The following is a 17,871-nucleotide window of genomic DNA, read 5'->3' as shown; positions in this document are numbered from 1 at the left end:
TAGGACTGAGGAAAACCCATGATCCCAGAATTAGGACACTTATCGTTGATAATAGGATTGGCATTCGCTTTCCTGTTAGCCAGCGTTCCTTTAATTGGTGTTGCACGTAAAGACCAATACTTAGTGCGTTATGCTTGGCCATTAAGTTATGGCATGTTCTTCTTTATATTCTTATCCGTCGTTGTTCTTGGTTATAGCTTCGCTATTGATGATTTTTCGATAGCATACGTTGCTCATCATTCAAATTCACAACTGCCAATTTTCTTTAAGATAGCTGCGGTATGGGGTGGGCATGAAGGCTCATTACTATTCTGGGTTTTCTCCCTTTCAGCATGGTCTGCAGCAGTAGCCTATTTCAGTAAATCTATTGAAGAGGTCTTCGTTGCTAGGGTACTGGCAGTACTGGCATTGATTATAATAGGCTTTACGCTGTTTATGATCTTAACGTCGAGTCCATTTGAGCGTTTGTTCCCTGTGCCAATGGAAGGGCGCGACCTCAACCCTATGCTTCAGGATGTAGGATTAATTTTCCATCCGCCTATGTTGTACCTCGGTTATGTTGGCTTCGCCGTTAGCTTTGCTTTTGCAATTGCGGCCTTAATGGGCGGGAGTCTCGATTCTGCCTGGGCACGCTGGAGCCGTCCGTGGACACTCGCGGCTTGGGTATTCCTTACCGGTGGTATTTCATTAGGTTCTTGGTGGGCATATTATGAGCTTGGCTGGGGCGGTTGGTGGTTCTGGGATCCAGTTGAAAACGCGTCATTTATGCCTTGGTTGATCGGTACCGCGTTATTGCACTCCGTTATTGTTACTGAGAAGCGCGCCGCATTCCGTAACTGGACGGTATTGCTATCTATCTTTGCTTTCTCATTGAGCTTGCTTGGTACCTTCATCGTTCGTTCAGGTGTTCTGACTTCAGTGCATTCATTTGCAGCAGACCCAAGTCGAGGCATGTTCATTCTCTTGCTCCTGGGGCTGGCAGTCGGCGGTTCGCTCACCTTATTTGCATTTAGGGCCAGTGAGATGAAGAGTCCTGCCCGTTTCGAGCTGAAGTCAAAAGAAACCATGCTGTTAGTGTGTAATATTTTGCTGACGGTAGCGTGCGGTACGGTACTTCTGGGTACCTTGTATCCGCTACTCATCGATGCACTAAACATGGGTAAAATTTCCGTAGGACCTCCTTACTTTAACGCAGTGTTTGTGCCTATCGTTCTTGTACTATTTGTCTTTATGGGAATCGGTCCAAATATTCGTTGGAAAAAAACTAAGCCTGGCGAATTAAAGGCTAAGTTATTGGTACCTGCAGTGATCGCAACGGTTGTTGGTGCGGCAGCTCCTTTCCTAGCCGATGGTCAATTCAATATCTGGGTTATGCTGGGTGTGGGTACCGCTACATGGGTTACCCTTACCACGTTAAGAGCAGCCTTCGATATCACCAAAGCTAAAGATGGCTCGTTTAGCTTGGCCAGGATGGGAAGAAGTCAGCTGGGTATGATCATTGCCCATCTGGGTATCGCTGTTTCTGTCGTAGGTGGAACAATGGTTTCAAACTACTCGATAGAGAAAAGTGTACGTATGGGGCCTGGGATCAGCCAGGAGCTTGCCGGTTATACCTTTAACTATATTGAAACTAAGAATGTTGTAGGTCCTAACTACACGGCTCAACAGGGGCAGGTAGAAGTCACTAAAGATGGTGAGTTTGTCGCACTGCTAAGACCGGATCGCCGTCAGTACAATGTTCGTACTATGGACATGACAGAGGCTGGAATCGATTGGGGATTATTCAGAGATCTCTATATCACAATGGGTGATCCATTGAGTAGAACTCAGTTTGCTGTTCGTCTGAACTACAAGCCATTTGTTCGTTGGTTATGGTTCGGAAGCATATTTATGATGGTCGGTGGTTTCTTTGCCGCATCTGATAAGCGTTATCGTACAAAGAAAGTAACAGAGGCATCGAAAGCTGATGCTCAAAAAGAGAAATTAGCTACGGCTTAACTTGAATTGGGGCAAGTATGAAGAAGAGGCTAGTACTATTTATTCCGTTGGTATTATTCTTAGTTATGGGAGTCTTCCTTTATAAGGGACTCTTCCTTAATCCACAGAATCTAGACTCTGCACTGGAGGGAAAGCCGATACCGGCTTTCCAGCTAGAGCGTCTTGAGGACCGTGGTGATTTAATTACAAACGAAAGCTTAAAAGGTCATGTTTCATTATTGAATGTATGGGCTACATGGTGCCCATCTTGTAAGTATGAACATCCTTACCTGATGAGATTAGCAAGACAAAATATCTTGCCAATCTACGGTATTAACTATCGTGATGAGCGCGCCATGGCGATTCGTGAGCTAAACCGTCAGGGCGACCCTTATACAGCCAACATTTTCGACCACGATGGCCGCTTAGGGTTAGACCTTGGTGTTTATGGTGCTCCGGAAAGTTACCTGGTCGATCATAATGGAATTATTCGTTACCGCTACGCTGGTCCAATCGATCAACGCGTCTGGAATGAAACCTTATTTCCTATGATTGAAGAACTCCAGGCTGCGGCTAAATTGGATGGTGCATCATGAATAAGTTGATATTTAAGTTTGTCGGCATGATTCTTTTGTCTATGACACTGATCTCATCGGCCTTTGCAACTCCGGTCGATACTTACGAGTTTAAATCTGTAGAGAATCAAAAACGAGCGCTAGAGTTAGCTCACTCGCTTCGCTGTCCGCAGTGTCAGAATCAAAATCTAATTGATTCAAACTCACCCGTTGCGCAAGATCTCCGTCTTGAAGTGTATGAGATGGTTGATGCAGGTAAAGACGACGAGGAAGTCATCGAGTTTATGACCAGCCGTTATGGTGAGTTCGTACTCTATAAGCCAAGAATGGAAGCAAAGACCTATGTTTTATGGTTAGGTCCGGTTGCATTACTCCTATTTGGCTTGTTGATTGGCTTCTTCTTTATACGTAAGCAACGTATATCTGAAGTCGATGAGCAGGAGCTCAGTGCTGAAGAGCAAAAAGAGTTAGATAAATTGCTTAAGCGAGATGATAAATGAAGAAACGGTTAGCTAGTGTGCTAACGGTTTCACTGTTGGCACTAGGTTCGTTATCTGTAAGCACAGCATTTGCGTATCCTGGTATGCAAAAAAAAGCAGAAGCTGCGAGTCAGTCCAGTATTGACCTTATTAATGTATTGCCAAAAACGTATCCTATCGACGTCGTTCCCTTTAAAGATAGCAAAGGTGATGCGGTAGATTTTAGTCAATATAAGGGTAAGGTGATCATGGTCAATATGTGGGCGACTTGGTGCCCACCTTGCGTTCGTGAACTGCCAGCGATTGAACGTTTATCTACTAAGTTCGATTCCAAAGACTTTGAAATTTTACCTATCTCAATCGATCTTGAAGGTAAAGATAAGGTTGAACCATTTTTGAAAGAGCTAGGAATGGAAGCGTTTAATTCTTACTATGATGAAAAGCAAAAGTTAGGTCGTGTTTTTCCACTAGACACGATTCCAGCCACTTTCATCTTGAACAAAGAAGGTGAACTGTTGGCCTTTGTGCGCACTTTTGTCGATTGGGATGACAAAAAAGCCGAAGAGCTGATACAAAGTTTTATAGATAAGCCTTAAATCAGGATTATCTAGATTGAAGAAAGGGACCTCTGGTCCCTTTCTTCAATCTATAAGACGTTATTAATGAGTAAAGTGTACCGTAAACGTATTATAAATCGCCACTTCGTCTAATCAGCATACGTTCGATACGATTATTGAAATATTCACTCAAAAAGCCCTTGCGCCCTTTCTTAAACTCCCTATAATGCGCATCCACTGACACGGCACAGCAGGCCATCTAGACTAACGCTTTGAGATTAGACATAGTCGCTAAGCTAGATAGAACGGGACTTGCAGCAGTGTTAGAGATTAGATTTTCAATAGAAACTCTAATCAGGTGAAAAGCGGTTTAAGTGGTTCATTGATGTGCCTTACATACGAGAGTGTATAAGAAAACATCGCTTGAAAAACTTCTTAAAATAAGCGCTTGACGCCAACCGCGGAGCGTGTAGAATACGCCTCCTCAAGCCAACGACCTAGCGTCTAACGGCAGCATCTGAAAGATTGATGCTAACGCTCTTTAACAAATTGAAACAAGAAATCTGTGTGGACACTCACAGGTGTTGAGTTATTCGAAACTACTTCTCACGAAGTAGTCAAAAATTTTACTCAATGTAAGATGAGTGTTCATAGCAATATGTACAAACGTTTGTAAGATTCTTCCGAGTCTTTTAAACGAAATCAGAATTCATTGAGCCGGTTCTTAGGAACCAACAAAACTTTAATTGAAGAGTTTGATCATGGCTCAGATTGAACGCTGGCGGCAGGCCTAACACATGCAAGTCGAGCGGAAACGGAGATAGCTTGCTATCAGACGTCGAGCGGCGGACGGGTGAGTAATGCCTAGATATCTGCCTAGTCGTGGGGGATAACAGTTGGAAACGACTGCTAATACCGCATACGCCCTACGGGGGAAAGGAGGGGACCTTCGGGCCTTTCGCGATTAGATGAGTCTAGGTGGGATTAGCTAGTAGGTGAGGTAATGGCTCACCTAGGCGACGATCCCTAGCTGTTCTGAGAGGATGATCAGCCACACTGGGACTGAGACACGGCCCAGACTCCTACGGGAGGCAGCAGTGGGGAATATTGCACAATGGGCGAAAGCCTGATGCAGCCATGCCGCGTGTGTGAAGAAGGCCTTCGGGTTGTAAAGCACTTTCAGCGAGGAGGAAAGGTAGGTAGTTAATAACTGCTTGCTGTGACGTTACTCGCAGAAGAAGCACCGGCTAACTTCGTGCCAGCAGCCGCGGTAATACGAGGGGTGCAAGCGTTAATCGGAATTACTGGGCGTAAAGCGTACGCAGGCGGTTTGTTAAGCCAGATGTGAAAGCCCCGGGCTCAACCTGGGAATTGCATTTGGAACTGGCAAACTAGAGTCTTGTAGAGGGGGGTAGAATTTCAGGTGTAGCGGTGAAATGCGTAGAGATCTGAAGGAATACCGGTGGCGAAGGCGGCCCCCTGGACAAAGACTGACGCTCATGTACGAAAGCGTGGGGAGCAAACAGGATTAGATACCCTGGTAGTCCACGCCGTAAACGATGTCTACTCGGAGTTTGGTAACTTAGTTACTGGGCTCCCAAGCTAACGCATTAAGTAGACCGCCTGGGGAGTACGGCCGCAAGGTTAAAACTCAAATGAATTGACGGGGGCCCGCACAAGCGGTGGAGCATGTGGTTTAATTCGATGCAACGCGAAGAACCTTACCTACTCTTGACATCCAGAGAATTCGCTAGAGATAGCTTAGTGCCTTCGGGAGCTCTGAGACAGGTGCTGCATGGCTGTCGTCAGCTCGTGTTGTGAAATGTTGGGTTAAGTCCCGCAACGAGCGCAACCCTTATCCTTATTTGCCAGCACGTAATGGTGGGAACTTTAGGGAGACTGCCGGTGATAAACCGGAGGAAGGTGGGGACGACGTCAAGTCATCATGGCCCTTACGAGTAGGGCTACACACGTGCTACAATGGTCGGTACAGAGGGTCGCAAAGCCGCGAGGTGGAGCTAATCCCACAAAGCCGGTCGTAGTCCGGATCGGAGTCTGCAACTCGACTCCGTGAAGTCGGAATCGCTAGTAATCGTAGATCAGAATGCTACGGTGAATACGTTCCCGGGCCTTGTACACACCGCCCGTCACACCATGGGAGTGGGCTGCACCAGAAGTAGATAGCTTAACCTTTCGGGGAGGGCGTTTACCACGGTGTGGTTCATGACTGGGGTGAAGTCGTAACAAGGTAGCCCTAGGGGAACCTGGGGCTGGATCACCTCCTTACCTATACGACTAACTTAATGTTTGTTGAGTGTTCACACAGATAACTTGTTCTTGTTAGAGCGAGTGGCATACCTAGACGGTAATGCTTGTTCTTTAAAAATTTGGAAAGCTGATAGTGTTAATGTGAAAGGGACTATTGTGGAAGATATCTCGTAAGGGATAACAACTGCTTTAGTTAATAGCATTAATGCGAAAATAAATAATTGAGTTCTCAAACACTTAAAATCAAGTGCCCGAACGATTTACCTTAATTGGTAATGAGTTCATGAGTATTCTTTTGGCGAAAGTAAACACCATTAGTTGCAATGCAACACAGATGAAACTCATTTGGGTTGTATGGTTAAGTGACTAAGCGTATACGGTGGATGCCTTGGCAGTCAGAGGCGATGAAGGACGTAGTAACTTGCGAAAAGCGTTGGCGAGCTAGTAACAAGCATTTGAGCTAACGATGTCCGAATGGGGAAACCCACTCACATAAGTGAGTATCACATACTGAATACATAGGTATGTGAGGCAAACCCGGGGAACTGAAACATCTAAGTACCCGGAGGAAAAGAAATCAACCGAGATTCCCCTAGTAGCGGCGAGCGAACGGGGATTAGCCCTTAAGCGTAGAGGGTGTTAGTGGAATGTGTTGGAAAGCACAGCGGCACAGGGTGATAGCCCCGTACATGAAAACTAACTTTACGTGAAAACGAGTAGGACGGGACACGTGACATCTTGTCTGAACATGGGGGGACCATCCTCCAAGGCTAAATACTCCTGACTGACCGATAGTGAACCAGTACCGTGAGGGAAAGGCGAAAAGAACCCCTGTGAGGGGAGTGAAATAGAACCTGAAACCGTATACGTACAAGCAGTGGGAGCGGTTCTTGAGACCGTGACTGCGTACCTTTTGTATAATGGGTCAGCGACTTACATTTTGTAGCGAGGTTAAGCGAATAGCGGAGCCGTAGGGAAACCGAGTGTTAACTGCGCGTTTAGTTGCAAGGTGTAGACCCGAAACCCGGTGATCTATCCATGGGCAGGTTGAAGGTTGAGTAACATCAACTGGAGGACCGAACCGACTTATGTTGAAAAATGAGCGGATGACTTGTGGATGGGGGTGAAAGGCCAATCAAACCGGGAGATATCTGGTTCTCCTCGAAAGCTATTTAGGTAGCGCCTCGTACGAATACCATTGGGGGTAGAGCACTGTTAAGGCTAGGGGGTCATCCCGACTTACCAACCCTTTGCAAACTCCGAATACCAATGAGTACTATACGGGAGACACACGGCGGGTGCTAACGTCCGTCGTGAAAAGGGAAACAACCCAGACCATCAGCTAAGGTCCCAAAGTTATTGCTAAGTGGGAAACGATGTGGGAAGGCTTAGACAGCTAGGATGTTGGCTTAGAAGCAGCCATCATTTAAAGAAAGCGTAATAGCTCACTAGTCGAGTCGGCCTGCGCGGAAGATTTAACGGGGCTAAGCAATACACCGAAGCTATGGGTTTGCTAGTTTACTAGCAAGCGGTAGAGGAGCGTTCTGTAAGCCGTTGAAGGCGAAGGGGTAACCCACGCTGGAGGTATCAGAAGTGCGAATGCTGACATGAGTAACGATAAAGGGAGTGAAAAACTCCCTCGCCGAAAGACCAAGGGTTCCTGTCCAATGTTAATCAGGGCAGGGTGAGTCGACCCCTAAGGCGAGGCCGAAAGGCGTAGTCGATGGGAAACGGGTTAATATTCCCGTACTTCTGCTAACTGCGATGGAGAGACGGAGAAGGCTAGGCTAGCGCGGCGTTGGTTGTCCGCGTTTAAGACTGTAGGCTGTTCACTTAGGCAAATCCGGGTGAACATTAAGGCTGAGAGTTGATGACGAGGTCCTAAGGGACTGAAGTAGTTGATGCCATGCTTCCAGGAAAATCTTCTAAGCTTCAGGTTAGCAGGAATCGTACCCCAAACCGACACAGGTGGTTGGGTAGAGAATACCAAGGCGCTTGAGAGAACTCGGCTGAAGGAACTAGGCAAAATGGTACCGTAACTTCGGGAGAAGGTACGCTCCCGACGGTGATGAGACTTGCTCTCTAAGCTGTTGGGAGTCGCAGATACCAGGTGGCTGCAACTGTTTATCAAAAACACAGTACTGTGCAAACTCGCAAGAGGAAGTATACGGTATGACGCCTGCCCGGTGCCGGAAGGTTAATTGATTGGGTTATCTTCGGAGAAGCTCATGATCGAAGCCCCGGTAAACGGCGGCCGTAACTATAACGGTCCTAAGGTAGCGAAATTCCTTGTCGGGTAAGTTCCGACCTGCACGAATGGCGTAATGATGGCCACGCTGTCTCCAGCCGAGACTCAGTGAAGTTGAAATTGCGGTGAAGATGCCGTATACCCGCGGCTAGACGGAAAGACCCCGTGCACCTTTACTATAGCTTGGCACTGAACATTGAACCTACATGTGTAGGATAGGTGGGAGACTTTGAAGATGGGACGCTAGTTCTGTTGGAGTCAACCTTGAAATACCACCCTTGTAGCTTTGATGTTCTAACTCAGGTCCCTGAATCGGGATTGAGGACAGTGCCTGGTGGGTAGTTTGACTGGGGCGGTCTCCTCCCAAAGAGTAACGGAGGAGCACGAAGGTTGGCTAAGTACGGTCGGACATCGTACGGTTAGTGCAATGGCATAAGCCAGCTTAACTGCGAGACATACACGTCGAGCAGGTACGAAAGTAGGTCATAGTGATCCGGTGGTTCTGAATGGAAGGGCCATCGCTCAACGGATAAAAGGTACGCCGGGGATAACAGGCTGATACCGCCCAAGAGTTCATATCGACGGCGGTGTTTGGCACCTCGATGTCGGCTCATCACATCCTGGGGCTGAAGTCGGTCCCAAGGGTATGGCTGTTCGCCATTTAAAGTGGTACGCGAGCTGGGTTCAGAACGTCGTGAGACAGTTCGGTCCCTATCTGCCGTGGGCGTTGGATGATTGAAGGAAGCTGCTCCTAGTACGAGAGGACCGGAGTGGACGAACCGCTGGTGTTCGGGTTGTTATGCCAATAGCATTGCCCGGTAGCTACGTTCGGAATCGATAACCGCTGAAAGCATCTAAGCGGGAAGCGAGTCCTAAGATGAGTCATCCCTAGGAATTTAATTCCTCTAAAGAGCCGTTCGAGACTAGGACGTTGATAGGCAGGGTGTGTAAGCGTTGTGAGGCGTTGAGCTAACCTGTACTAATGACTCGTGAGGCTTAACCATACAACCCGTATGGGTTTTGTATGAAGCTAGTGTGATTACTTCAAAAGAATACAGTACTTGATTTTAGTGTGACTTAATTATTTAAAAGCTTTCTAAATTTTACCAAATTAGTCTGGAAACCATAGCATTGTGGCCCCACCTGATCCCATCCCGAACTCAGAAGTGAAACGCAATCGCGCCGATGGTAGTGTGGGGTCTCCCCATGTGAGAGTAGGTCATTTCCAGGCGCCTAATAACGATAAAGCCCTAGCAGAAAACGCTAGGGCTTTTTTCGTATATACGCTCCGCGAAAGCATCTACTTCACATGCAGTCCACAGCTGCTAACGCAGTGTGGGCCCCTCAGTTCGGCGACTACGTCACCTCTCGCTACAAAGCAGCTGAATGCTTCGCATCCAAGGCACTACTTTTTCGCCCCCATGTAAGAGGCCTTCGGCGTATTCCATTTCTCTCATAGGGTGAGGAGCCGGTGCTCATCAAGCAACGTTTTATACAGGCTCTGGCGGAGGCTTCCTGCGTTATTCTAATCAGAAGCTGACCATGACAGGCGCCTTTGTTGCAGACGAGACAGTGGCTACTCCTTATGTCAGTCGATAAGTGCTCTTTCAATATCGATACTTCCGCCATATCCTTTCTGAGCTTTGTCTGTCTTGTTAAGTGAACATATTTAGAATCAATTAAATAATGTGTAAGTGTTGCTATTCATTCATGGGTTACTTACTTTAGCTGCAAATAAAGAAATGCAGATTTAAGGATATTCAATGAAGCTCGAGATGATTTGTACTGGTGAAGAGGTGTTAGCGGGTCAGATTGTTGATACTAATGCAGCCTGGTTTGCCAATACCTTGATGGGGAAGGGCATTGAGTGTCAACGACGAATTACGGTTGGAGATCGTCTGGAAGATCTTGTCGCAGTCTTCAAAGAGCGTAGCACTGAGGCCGATATCATTATGGTCAATGGGGGCTTAGGTCCTACGAGCGATGATCTCTCTACAGAGGCAATGGCATTGGCTATGGGAGTTCCACTCGTTGAGAGCAAAGAGTGGCGTACTAAGCTGGAAGCTTGGTTTACCAGAAATAACCGTGTTATGGCTGCAAGCAATCTTAAGCAAGCGTTACTACCCGAGGGGGCTGTAATGATTGATAATCCAGTCGGTACCGCATGCGGCTTTGCCGTCAAACTTAATCGTGCATGGCTGTTTTTTACACCTGGTGTTCCTTTTGAATTCAAACGAATGGTAAAGGAGCAGTTTATTCCTTTCGTAGAGAAACAGTTTGCGCTGTCTGAGTCTGTTTCAGTTAAGAAGCTACTTACCCTTGGCAGAGGTGAGTCGTCATTGGCCGATGAGTTGGATGTAATTCAACTCCCAGAAGGCGTCACTCTAGGCTATCGTTCTTATATGCCCTATATTGAGATAAAGCTGTTTGCACGGGGTCAGTCAGCCATAGATTCGTTACCTGATATTGAAGCTCAAGTTAAAAAGGTACTCGGAAATGGGATCGTTGCCGAAAACATCACTACGTTAGATCAAGAGATCCATGAGCGACTCATTAATTCAGGCCTAAGTTTGAGCGTCGCCGAGTCTTGCACCGGCGGTATGATAACGAGTGGTTTAGTCGCGTTTGCGGGAAGTTCATCTTACCTTCACCAAGGCTTAGTCACTTATAGCAATGAAGCTAAGGTCAAGGTGCTTGGTGTTAACTCTCAGACTCTGGATGATTATGGCGCTGTATCGATAGCTACAGTTGAAGAGATGGCAAAAGGTGCCCGTGGTATTCTCGGGAGTGATTACGCTCTCGCCACAAGCGGCATTGCAGGTCCTGAAGGTGGAACAGATGAGAAGCCTGTTGGTACCGTTGCCATCGCACTCGCAACAAAGTCGGGTATTTACAGTCAGATGGTTAAGTTGCCTGGACGATCACGTGCCTTGGTGAGAGCATTAAGTACTGCAGTTGCTTATGACATGCTTCGAAGGGAGTTGTTGGGTGAGGCTGTGATTGTTGATTACTCCTCTTTCTCTCGTTTCTGCAAGTAACCCAAGCAGTTTGAAAATGCCATTAACGAGTCTTGGTCATTAATGGCATATTAACCTATTAATTACTTATCAATTATTAATCAAAGATCAGCTTAAGTTTGCCTGGCATAACCTTGATTCTCTTAGTCATCTCGGCAATTAAAGCCTGGTTTGAGTCTGAAGTATCCAGTACATATACTGGCTGAGTTTCCAAGAAATGAGTAAGAAAGCCCATCATCTGAGGAGCAACCTGTTTGACCGCTTTCTCAATATCTTTTGGATTAGATTCAATGCCGATAAGCCTGAGTTGCCTCAAATAAACACTATGGCTTTGGGCATCGTACCAAGGCTCAGCTTCGAAGGTCGTCTTCATATCTGCGTTAATAGGCAATAATGGGTTTCTTACCTTGACCACGCTGTCTGCGGTAACTGACATGATGCCTGGCTTATGCCCAAGTTTTACATCTATATTATTGATGCGCATCTCAATGCCAAAGAATTGATTCCCCTCTTTGACCTCGAAATGTATCTCATCAGATAGATAGCCTTCTAATTCACTCTCGGTGATGCTGTACTGACTCACACATCCAGTCAGCAACAGCATGAAGAGCGGGATAAGGGATCTAAATATCTTCATTAGCCGGTATTTCTCATGCCTGCTGCAACTCCAGCAATGGTTATCATCAACGCCAGTTCTACATTGGTCGACGCTTCCTCTTCTTTACGAGTACGCGCTAACAGTTCTGCTTGCACAAAGTTAAGGGGGTCGATGTAGGGGTTGCGAAGCGTCACAGACTCTCTATTCCAGGGGGTGTGCTCCATAAGAGCATTAGACTGGGTTAATTCTAAGACGGCTTTGATACCCGTCGCCAGACGAGTGCGAAGTGCTTCACCCAAATGGTGGAGGTTTTCTGGTACTAAGCACGTTTCATAATATTTTGCGAGGTTTGGTTCAGCCTTAGCGTAGACCATCTCTAACATAGATATACGAGTCTTGAAGAATGGCCAATCTTGTTCCATCTCCTGTAGTAATGCCATCTCTCCACGATCGCTTGCCGCTTGCAGGGCTTCACCGGCTCCAAGCCATGCGGGTAACATCAAGCGGTTCTGTGACCATGCAAATATCCAAGGTATTGCACGTAGACTTTCGATTCCTCCATCGACTCTACGTTTTGCCGGTCTGCTACCTAAAGGTAATTTACCCAGTTCAACCTCTGGGGTTGCTGCGCGGAAATAGGCGACAAAATCAGGCTCGTCTCTCACAATGGAGCGATAGGCATCGACCGACTCTTCGGCTAGCTTTTGCATACAGGCGCGCCATTCGGGCTTAGGTTCCGGAGGCGGCAGGAGGGTTGCCTCCATTACCGCAGAGGTATACAGGGCTAGGCTTTGAACTGCGAGTTTAGGCAGGCCAAACTTAAAGCGGATCATCTCGCCTTGTTCTGTAACTCGAATGCGACCATCGACAGAGCCTGGTGGTTGTGAAAGGATCGCCTCATGCGCAGGTCCGCCGCCACGTCCAATAGTGCCGCCTCGGCCATGAAATAAGGTTAACTTAACTTCTGCTTGTCTGCTTACCTCTACCAGCTCTTCTTGAGCATGATATTGAGCCCAGGCTGCGGCCATCACACCGGCATCTTTTGCCGAATCTGAGTAACCTATCATGACTTCTTGATGGCCTTTGGTGTAACCACGATACCAATCAATAGCAAATAGTGCAGTCATACAACTCGAGGCATTATTGAGATCATCGAGAGTCTCAAATAAAGGAACGACCCGCATAGGGTGTGGACAGCCCGTTTCTTTTAATAACAATAAAACGGTTAAAACGTCCGACGGCTTGCTGGCCATGGAGATAACATAGGACCCAAGGGCTCGAGCTGGTTGAGTCGCTATAAGGCGACAGGTACTCACGACTTCTGCAACATCATCACTGGGTTGCCAGTTAGATGGGATCAGCGGTCGCTTGCCTGTTAGCTCTCTCAGGAGAAATGCTTGTTTTTCACTCTCATCCCAATGGTTGTAATCGCCCATGCCTAAGTAACGGGTTAACTCAGCAATGACATCGCTATGGCGTTCGGCATCCTGCCTGATATCCAGCCTTAGCATGTGAATGCCAAAACAGGCGATGCGACGTAAAATATCTAACAAGAGTCCATGGGCGATCAGGCTCATACCTGAGTCTGTTAGACTTCTATATAGCATTAATAGTGGCTCTTTTAGATCGCTTTCGTGCCAAATTATTGAGCTTAGGTCTATTTCAGGGCTGTGACCTTCGAGGCGCGCATTAAGGTAGTCAACGGTGTTACGTAATTTTTGTCTAAGGTCTTTAAGTACATCTCTATAGGGCTCAAGGCTATTATTAGTATATTCCAATAATTCTGCATTGGCTTCTTCCACCGAGAGGTCATTAACAAGCACGACAATATCTTTCAGGTAGAGACGGGCCGCCGTGTGACGGTTACGATCGAGTACCTCTTGAGTGACTTTTGCGGTTACGAAAGGGTTGCCATCACGGTCTCCCCCCATCCAGCTCGAGAAGCGTACCGGCGCTATATCCGTAGGCAGTTGTTTGCCTGTGCGTTCCTCAACCTGTTCGTTGAGTTGTCTGAGAAAATCGGGAATAGCCTGCCAGAGAGAGACTTCGATCGTGCTCAGGCCCCAACGCGCTTCGTCGACAGGGGTTGGCCTTTCATTTCTGATCTCATTGGTATGCCAAATCTGGGCAATCAATTGACGCAAGCGCAGGTGCTGTTGTTTCTTCTCTCTTTCGGTGAGCTGCGGATTTTCCAATGCAGCCAAAATATCGATCACCGATGCATATTTTTGAATGAGTGTTCGGCGAGAAATCTCTGTCGGATGCGCTGTCAGTACCAAGTCGATATCTAAATTTTCCAGACAATCGAGCATCTTCTCTTGATCTATGTTGCTACTCAGTACTCGCCCTAACAGCTGTTCAACCGGGTCTGGGACACAGACCAGTTCGTCACAGTTGCGACTGATGGTGTGAAACTGTTCGGCGATATTAGCCAAGTTGAGAAATTGGTTAAAGGCTTTTGCGAAGGGAACCAGTTCATTATCTGGCAGTGCAGTGAGCAGTTTGAGCATCTCATCTCTTGCTGCTTCATCTCCTTGCCGAGAACTCTTTGCCAGTTGACGGATCTGCTCGATCTTTTCAAGAAAAGCATCGTCTAAATTGGTGCGTATTGTCTCACCAAGAATTTGCCCTAAGGTACCCACATTTGACCTTAAAGACGCATACATATCTGCCATACGTGCTCCATACCTGAATTCATGCTAATCAACCACAATACCCAGCGTCAGCGCCTAAGGTCAATACAACTATTACAGATAATGTAAACTTATGTGCTCTACATCACTCGGCTGTCATCTACTGCCCGGGCTAAGTGCCTAAGAATAGTTTATTTACCTGAGTATGAAATGCCTAAGTGTTACTTGATACATGCATGATAGATAAGCTGTTTTAGTAGGGCTGTTGTTTGATCTATATAGGCAATGTCGAGATACTCGTCGGGTTGATGAGCTTGCTCTATACTGCCGGGCCCTAATACGAGTGTTTGACAACCAAGTTTAGAGATATAGGGGGCTTCGGTGGCATAATTGACGACTTCTGGTGCGTTTGCCGACAACTCTGCTACCAGACGGGTCCAGCTACCATTGGCATCACCAGCGAATGATTCGGAGCCTGGGTAAAGAGGGGCAACATTAATGCTGCCGGGATACTTGTCATTAATTGGTGTGAGGTAATGGGTCACCATTTGTTCTAACTCTTCCAGTGCCAGACCAGGCAGTGGGCGGATGTCGATATGGAGATCGCAGCATCCACAGATACGATTAGCTGCATCGCCACCATGAATATGACCGAAATTCATCGTAGGGTAGGGAACACTAAAAGCCTCCTCTCGGTAGTTATCGGCTAAGTGTTGTTTTAACTTAAGTAGTTGCCCCATCACTTGATGCATGATCTCTATGGCATTAAGTCCTTTAGCCGGATCGGAGGAGTGTCCGCTTCTACCTGTAACTCTGATACCTTGAGTTAAGTGCCCCTTATGCATATACACAGGTTTCAAACTGGTGGGTTCACCGATTATTGCATAGTCAGGGGCAATCGATTTGGCTGCTGCAAACGACTTGGCGCCATTCATGGTTGTTTCTTCATCGGCACTGGCGAGTATATGTAATGGGCGTTTAAATTGTGCCAGTGGCATATCTTTAACGGCTTCCAATACCAGAGCAAAGAATCCCTTCATGTCGCAGGTGCCAAGACCATACCAACGATTATCTTTTTCCGTTAATTTAAATGGATCTTGGCTCCAACGTCCCTCATCAAATGGCACAGTATCCGTGTGTCCTGCAAGCAGTAAGCCCCCTTTTCCAGTGCCCAAACTAGCAACTAAGTTATGTTTCTTCCTTGTGTTTGGCACCGGCTGCACTGTGCATTGGAAGCCTAAATCATCAAACCAGTTATGCAATAAGTCTATAACACCTTGGTTGCTCATATCTTGTTCGGCTTCGAGGGCGCTTATTGAAGGGGTAGCAATAAGTTGGCTAAAGTTGCTTTTAAGATCCGGGAGTGTAGTCATAAATTATCCGTAAAATATATATTCAAATATATTGCATAATTAGTTTGTTGTGATAGTCTATCAAACAGCTAAGACAAGTACCACACTACAGCGATTATTATTGAGAGTAAAAATGATGATTTCATATCAGAAAATTAACATAAAGGTTATGTGTACAGACTTCCTGCGACGATAAACTTGTCAAATTGGTATTTCTACCAGGGCTTAAGTTGTGCCCCCTCTTTTTTCTTTAAAATATAGCACCCAAATTAAGAAGTCATAGATTATGAAAAGCATTGCTATCATTGGCGCCAGTGGATACACGGGCGCACAAATTACCTCTCTCATTAATGCCGATGAAAACTTGATGATTCAAGGCTTGTATGTTTCGGAAAATAGTTTAGATAAAGGTAAGCCTTTGTCAGACTTATACCCAAGCTACAGTCATATTTCACTCTCTCTTTCTCCTCTCTGTGATGACGCAAAAATGCTCATTGTTGAGCAGGCCGATGCGGTGGTTCTTGCAACCGACCATGCCGTGAGCTTGCATCTGGCTGCATGGTTCTATCAAAAGGGCTTAACCGTATTTGATCTTAGTGGCGCATATCGTTTTTCAGATGTAGAACAATATCCTAAATGGTATGGCTTTAATCATGAATATCAAGATGTTCTCTCAGATGCTGTCTATGGATTAGCCGAGTGGAATAGTGAGCAAATCGCTAGTAGTAAGATGATTGCTGTTCCCGGCTGTTATCCAACAGCATCTCTAACGGCACTGAAACCTATTGGCATGTTTTTAACCGATGCATTTCCGGTTATTAATGCCGTCAGTGGTGTGACTGGTGCCGGCAGAAAAGCGCAGCTACATACCAGTTTTTGTGAAGTCAGCTTGACTCCCTATGGTGTGCTGGGTCATAGGCATCAACCTGAGATTGCCACTCAGCTGGGACAAGAGGTCATATTTACTCCTCATCTTGGCAACTTTAAGCGTGGAATTTTGGCGACGATCACGGTGCAGTTAAAACCAGAAAGCACCGAAGCCGATGTCGCAGCAGCATATGCTGTTTATGATGATGCTCCACTCATTACGGTCAAGCAAAACCAATTCCCTAAGGTCGATGACGTCGTTAACACTCCAAACTGCCACCTGGGGTGGAAGTTCGATCCAGAGACTCACTATCTCGTTGTCGCGAGTGCGATTGATAACTTGATGAAGGGAGCCGCAAGCCAAGCTCATCAATGCATAAGGATTCACTTTAATTATTAATTTTCAGTTTCGCGAGAGAGTAATGACTATGTCAGTAAATAAAAGCACGTTAGTACTAAAGGTTGGTGGTGCCCTGATGCAATGTGAAATGGGCATGGCCAGATTGATGGAAACGGCGGCTAAGATGATCGCCAGCGGCCAGCAGCTGATTATGGTTCATGGCGGAGGTTGTTTAGTCGAAGAGCAGTTAACCGCAAATGGTATGACGACAGAGAAACTGGATGGGTTGAGAGTGACGCCACAAGAGCAGGTACCTGTTATTGTCGGAGCATTAGCCGGAACCTCTAATAAAATTCTCCAAGGGGCTGCGATAAAAGCGGGTGTGACCTGTGTTGGCATGAGCTTAGGTGATGGCGATATGGTTTCAGCTAAAGTTAAAGATCCGCGTTTAGGCTTTGTCGGTGAGGTCAGCCCGAAAAGTGCAACATACCTGGAGTTCATTTTATCTCAAGGATGGATGCCGATAGTCAGTTCTATTGCCATCGATGCAGCGGGTCAGTTATTAAATGTTAACGCCGATCAAGCGGCAACAGTGTTAGCCAAACTTGTCGATGGAAAATTGGTTTTACTCTCTGATGTTTCAGGTGTTTTAGATGGTAAAGGACAGCTAATCAAGAGCTTAAACCGTTCTCAAGTCGAAGAGTTGACAAATATCGGTGTTATCGAGAAAGGGATGAAGGTTAAAGTGGAGGCGGCATTGGAAGTGGCTGAATCGATGGGACAGCCGGTACAGGTTGCTTCATGGCGTCATGCCGAACAATTGATTGCGTTATCAAATGGCGAAGCGGTAGGGACACAGATCCAGCCTGATTAAGCTTTAGTTCAAGAACAAATTTTAGGATGGTGAATGAGGTGTCATGGAACATCTTCATCCTATCGACATTATAGTGTAAGGCTTGG

The 17,871-nt window shown here is 46.5% G+C and carries 10 protein-coding genes and 3 rRNA genes; 10 read left to right on the top strand and 3 right to left on the bottom strand.

The window, feature by feature from the left end; all coding sequences use genetic code 11:
- Positions 1-18: 18 nt before the first annotated feature.
- The 8 genes from SSED_RS22340 to SSED_RS22305 all read left to right on the top strand — a co-directional run bounded on the left by SSED_RS22340 (position 19) and on the right by SSED_RS22305 (position 11,142).
- Positions 19-1,998 carry a heme lyase CcmF/NrfE family subunit gene (locus tag SSED_RS22340; protein WP_012144617.1) on the top strand — a complete coding sequence of 660 codons (1,980 nt, stop codon included), beginning with the start codon at positions 19-21 and terminating at the stop codon, positions 1,996-1,998.
- 17 nt (positions 1,999-2,015) lie between these two features.
- Positions 2,016-2,573 (top strand): DsbE family thiol:disulfide interchange protein, encoded by a 558-nt coding sequence (locus SSED_RS22335; RefSeq protein ID WP_012144616.1) that lies wholly within the window; start codon positions 2,016-2,018, stop codon positions 2,571-2,573.
- Positions 2,570-3,052: a heme lyase NrfEFG subunit NrfF gene (nrfF, locus tag SSED_RS22330; protein ID WP_012144615.1), complete on the top strand. Its 483-nt coding sequence runs from the start codon at positions 2,570-2,572 to the stop codon at positions 3,050-3,052. The genes SSED_RS22335 and nrfF overlap by 4 nt, the downstream gene beginning before the upstream one ends.
- Positions 3,049-3,627 (top strand): TlpA family protein disulfide reductase, encoded by a 579-nt coding sequence (locus tag SSED_RS22325; protein ID WP_012144614.1) that lies wholly within the window; start codon positions 3,049-3,051, stop codon positions 3,625-3,627. The genes nrfF and SSED_RS22325 overlap by 4 nt, the downstream gene beginning before the upstream one ends.
- Positions 3,628-4,331: 704 nt before the next feature.
- A 16S ribosomal RNA gene (locus tag SSED_RS22320) occupies positions 4,332-5,874 on the top strand.
- 338 nt (positions 5,875-6,212) lie between these two features.
- A 23S ribosomal RNA gene (locus SSED_RS22315) occupies positions 6,213-9,108 on the top strand.
- A 111-nt stretch (positions 9,109-9,219) separates the two neighbouring features.
- Positions 9,220-9,335, top strand: a 5S ribosomal RNA gene (gene rrf / locus SSED_RS22310).
- Together the 16S, 23S and 5S rRNA genes form the textbook arrangement of a ribosomal RNA operon.
- Positions 9,336-9,867: 532 nt before the next feature.
- A complete protein-coding gene (locus tag SSED_RS22305; RefSeq protein ID WP_012144613.1) occupies positions 9,868-11,142 on the top strand; it encodes a CinA family nicotinamide mononucleotide deamidase-related protein in 1,275 nt (424 codons plus the stop codon).
- Positions 11,143-11,218: 76 nt separating this feature from the next.
- Here the strand turns inward: SSED_RS22305 and SSED_RS22300 are convergent, their stop codons facing one another.
- The 3 genes from SSED_RS22300 to argE all read right to left on the bottom strand — a co-directional run bounded on the left by SSED_RS22300 (position 11,219) and on the right by argE (position 15,725).
- Positions 11,219-11,758: a YceB family lipoprotein gene (locus tag SSED_RS22300; RefSeq protein ID WP_012144612.1), complete on the bottom strand. Its 540-nt coding sequence runs from the start codon at positions 11,756-11,758 to the stop codon at positions 11,219-11,221.
- Positions 11,758-14,394, bottom strand: coding sequence for a phosphoenolpyruvate carboxylase (ppc, locus tag SSED_RS22295; protein WP_012144611.1), 2,637 nt, complete (start codon positions 14,392-14,394; stop codon positions 11,758-11,760). The genes SSED_RS22300 and ppc overlap by 1 nt, the downstream gene beginning before the upstream one ends.
- A 179-nt stretch (positions 14,395-14,573) precedes the next feature.
- Entirely contained in the window at positions 14,574-15,725 is a 1,152-nt protein-coding gene (gene argE, locus SSED_RS22290; protein ID WP_012144610.1) for an acetylornithine deacetylase, read from the bottom strand.
- Positions 15,726-15,990: 265 nt separating this feature from the next.
- Here argE and argC point away from each other — a divergent pair, with 265 nt between their 5' ends.
- Positions 15,991-16,971, top strand: a complete 981-nt coding sequence (gene argC / locus SSED_RS22285; RefSeq protein WP_012144609.1) for an N-acetyl-gamma-glutamyl-phosphate reductase — start codon at positions 15,991-15,993, stop codon at positions 16,969-16,971.
- A 28-nt stretch (positions 16,972-16,999) separates the two neighbouring features.
- Entirely contained in the window at positions 17,000-17,785 is a 786-nt protein-coding gene (argB, locus tag SSED_RS22280; protein WP_041421868.1) for an acetylglutamate kinase, read from the top strand.
- Positions 17,786-17,871 lie beyond the last annotated feature (86 nt).

This window comes from Shewanella sediminis HAW-EB3 (assembly GCF_000018025.1).
In the GTDB taxonomy this organism is placed as follows: domain Bacteria; phylum Pseudomonadota; class Gammaproteobacteria; order Enterobacterales; family Shewanellaceae; genus Shewanella; species Shewanella sediminis.
The sequence above is the reverse complement of the archived record's forward strand: the minus strand, read 5'-3'. Positions and strand labels throughout refer to the sequence as shown.

Excerpts from the sequence above, each read along its gene's own strand:
- SSED_RS22340 (WP_012144617.1), top strand. The coding sequence starts at position 19 with ATGATCCCAGAATTAGGACACTTATCGTTGATAATAGGATTGGCATTC.
- SSED_RS22335 (WP_012144616.1), top strand. The coding sequence starts at position 2,016 with ATGAAGAAGAGGCTAGTACTATTTATTCCGTTGGTATTATTCTTAGTT.
- nrfF (WP_012144615.1), top strand. The coding sequence starts at position 2,570 with ATGAATAAGTTGATATTTAAGTTTGTCGGCATGATTCTTTTGTCTATG.
- SSED_RS22325 (WP_012144614.1), top strand. The coding sequence starts at position 3,049 with ATGAAGAAACGGTTAGCTAGTGTGCTAACGGTTTCACTGTTGGCACTA.
- SSED_RS22305 (WP_012144613.1), top strand. The coding sequence starts at position 9,868 with ATGAAGCTCGAGATGATTTGTACTGGTGAAGAGGTGTTAGCGGGTCAG.
- SSED_RS22300 (WP_012144612.1), bottom strand. The coding sequence starts at position 11,758 with ATGAAGATATTTAGATCCCTTATCCCGCTCTTCATGCTGTTGCTGACT.
- ppc (WP_012144611.1), bottom strand. The coding sequence starts at position 14,394 with ATGGCAGATATGTATGCGTCTTTAAGGTCAAATGTGGGTACCTTAGGG.
- argE (WP_012144610.1), bottom strand. The coding sequence starts at position 15,725 with ATGACTACACTCCCGGATCTTAAAAGCAACTTTAGCCAACTTATTGCT.
- argC (WP_012144609.1), top strand. The coding sequence starts at position 15,991 with ATGAAAAGCATTGCTATCATTGGCGCCAGTGGATACACGGGCGCACAA.
- argB (WP_041421868.1), top strand. The coding sequence starts at position 17,000 with ATGTCAGTAAATAAAAGCACGTTAGTACTAAAGGTTGGTGGTGCCCTG.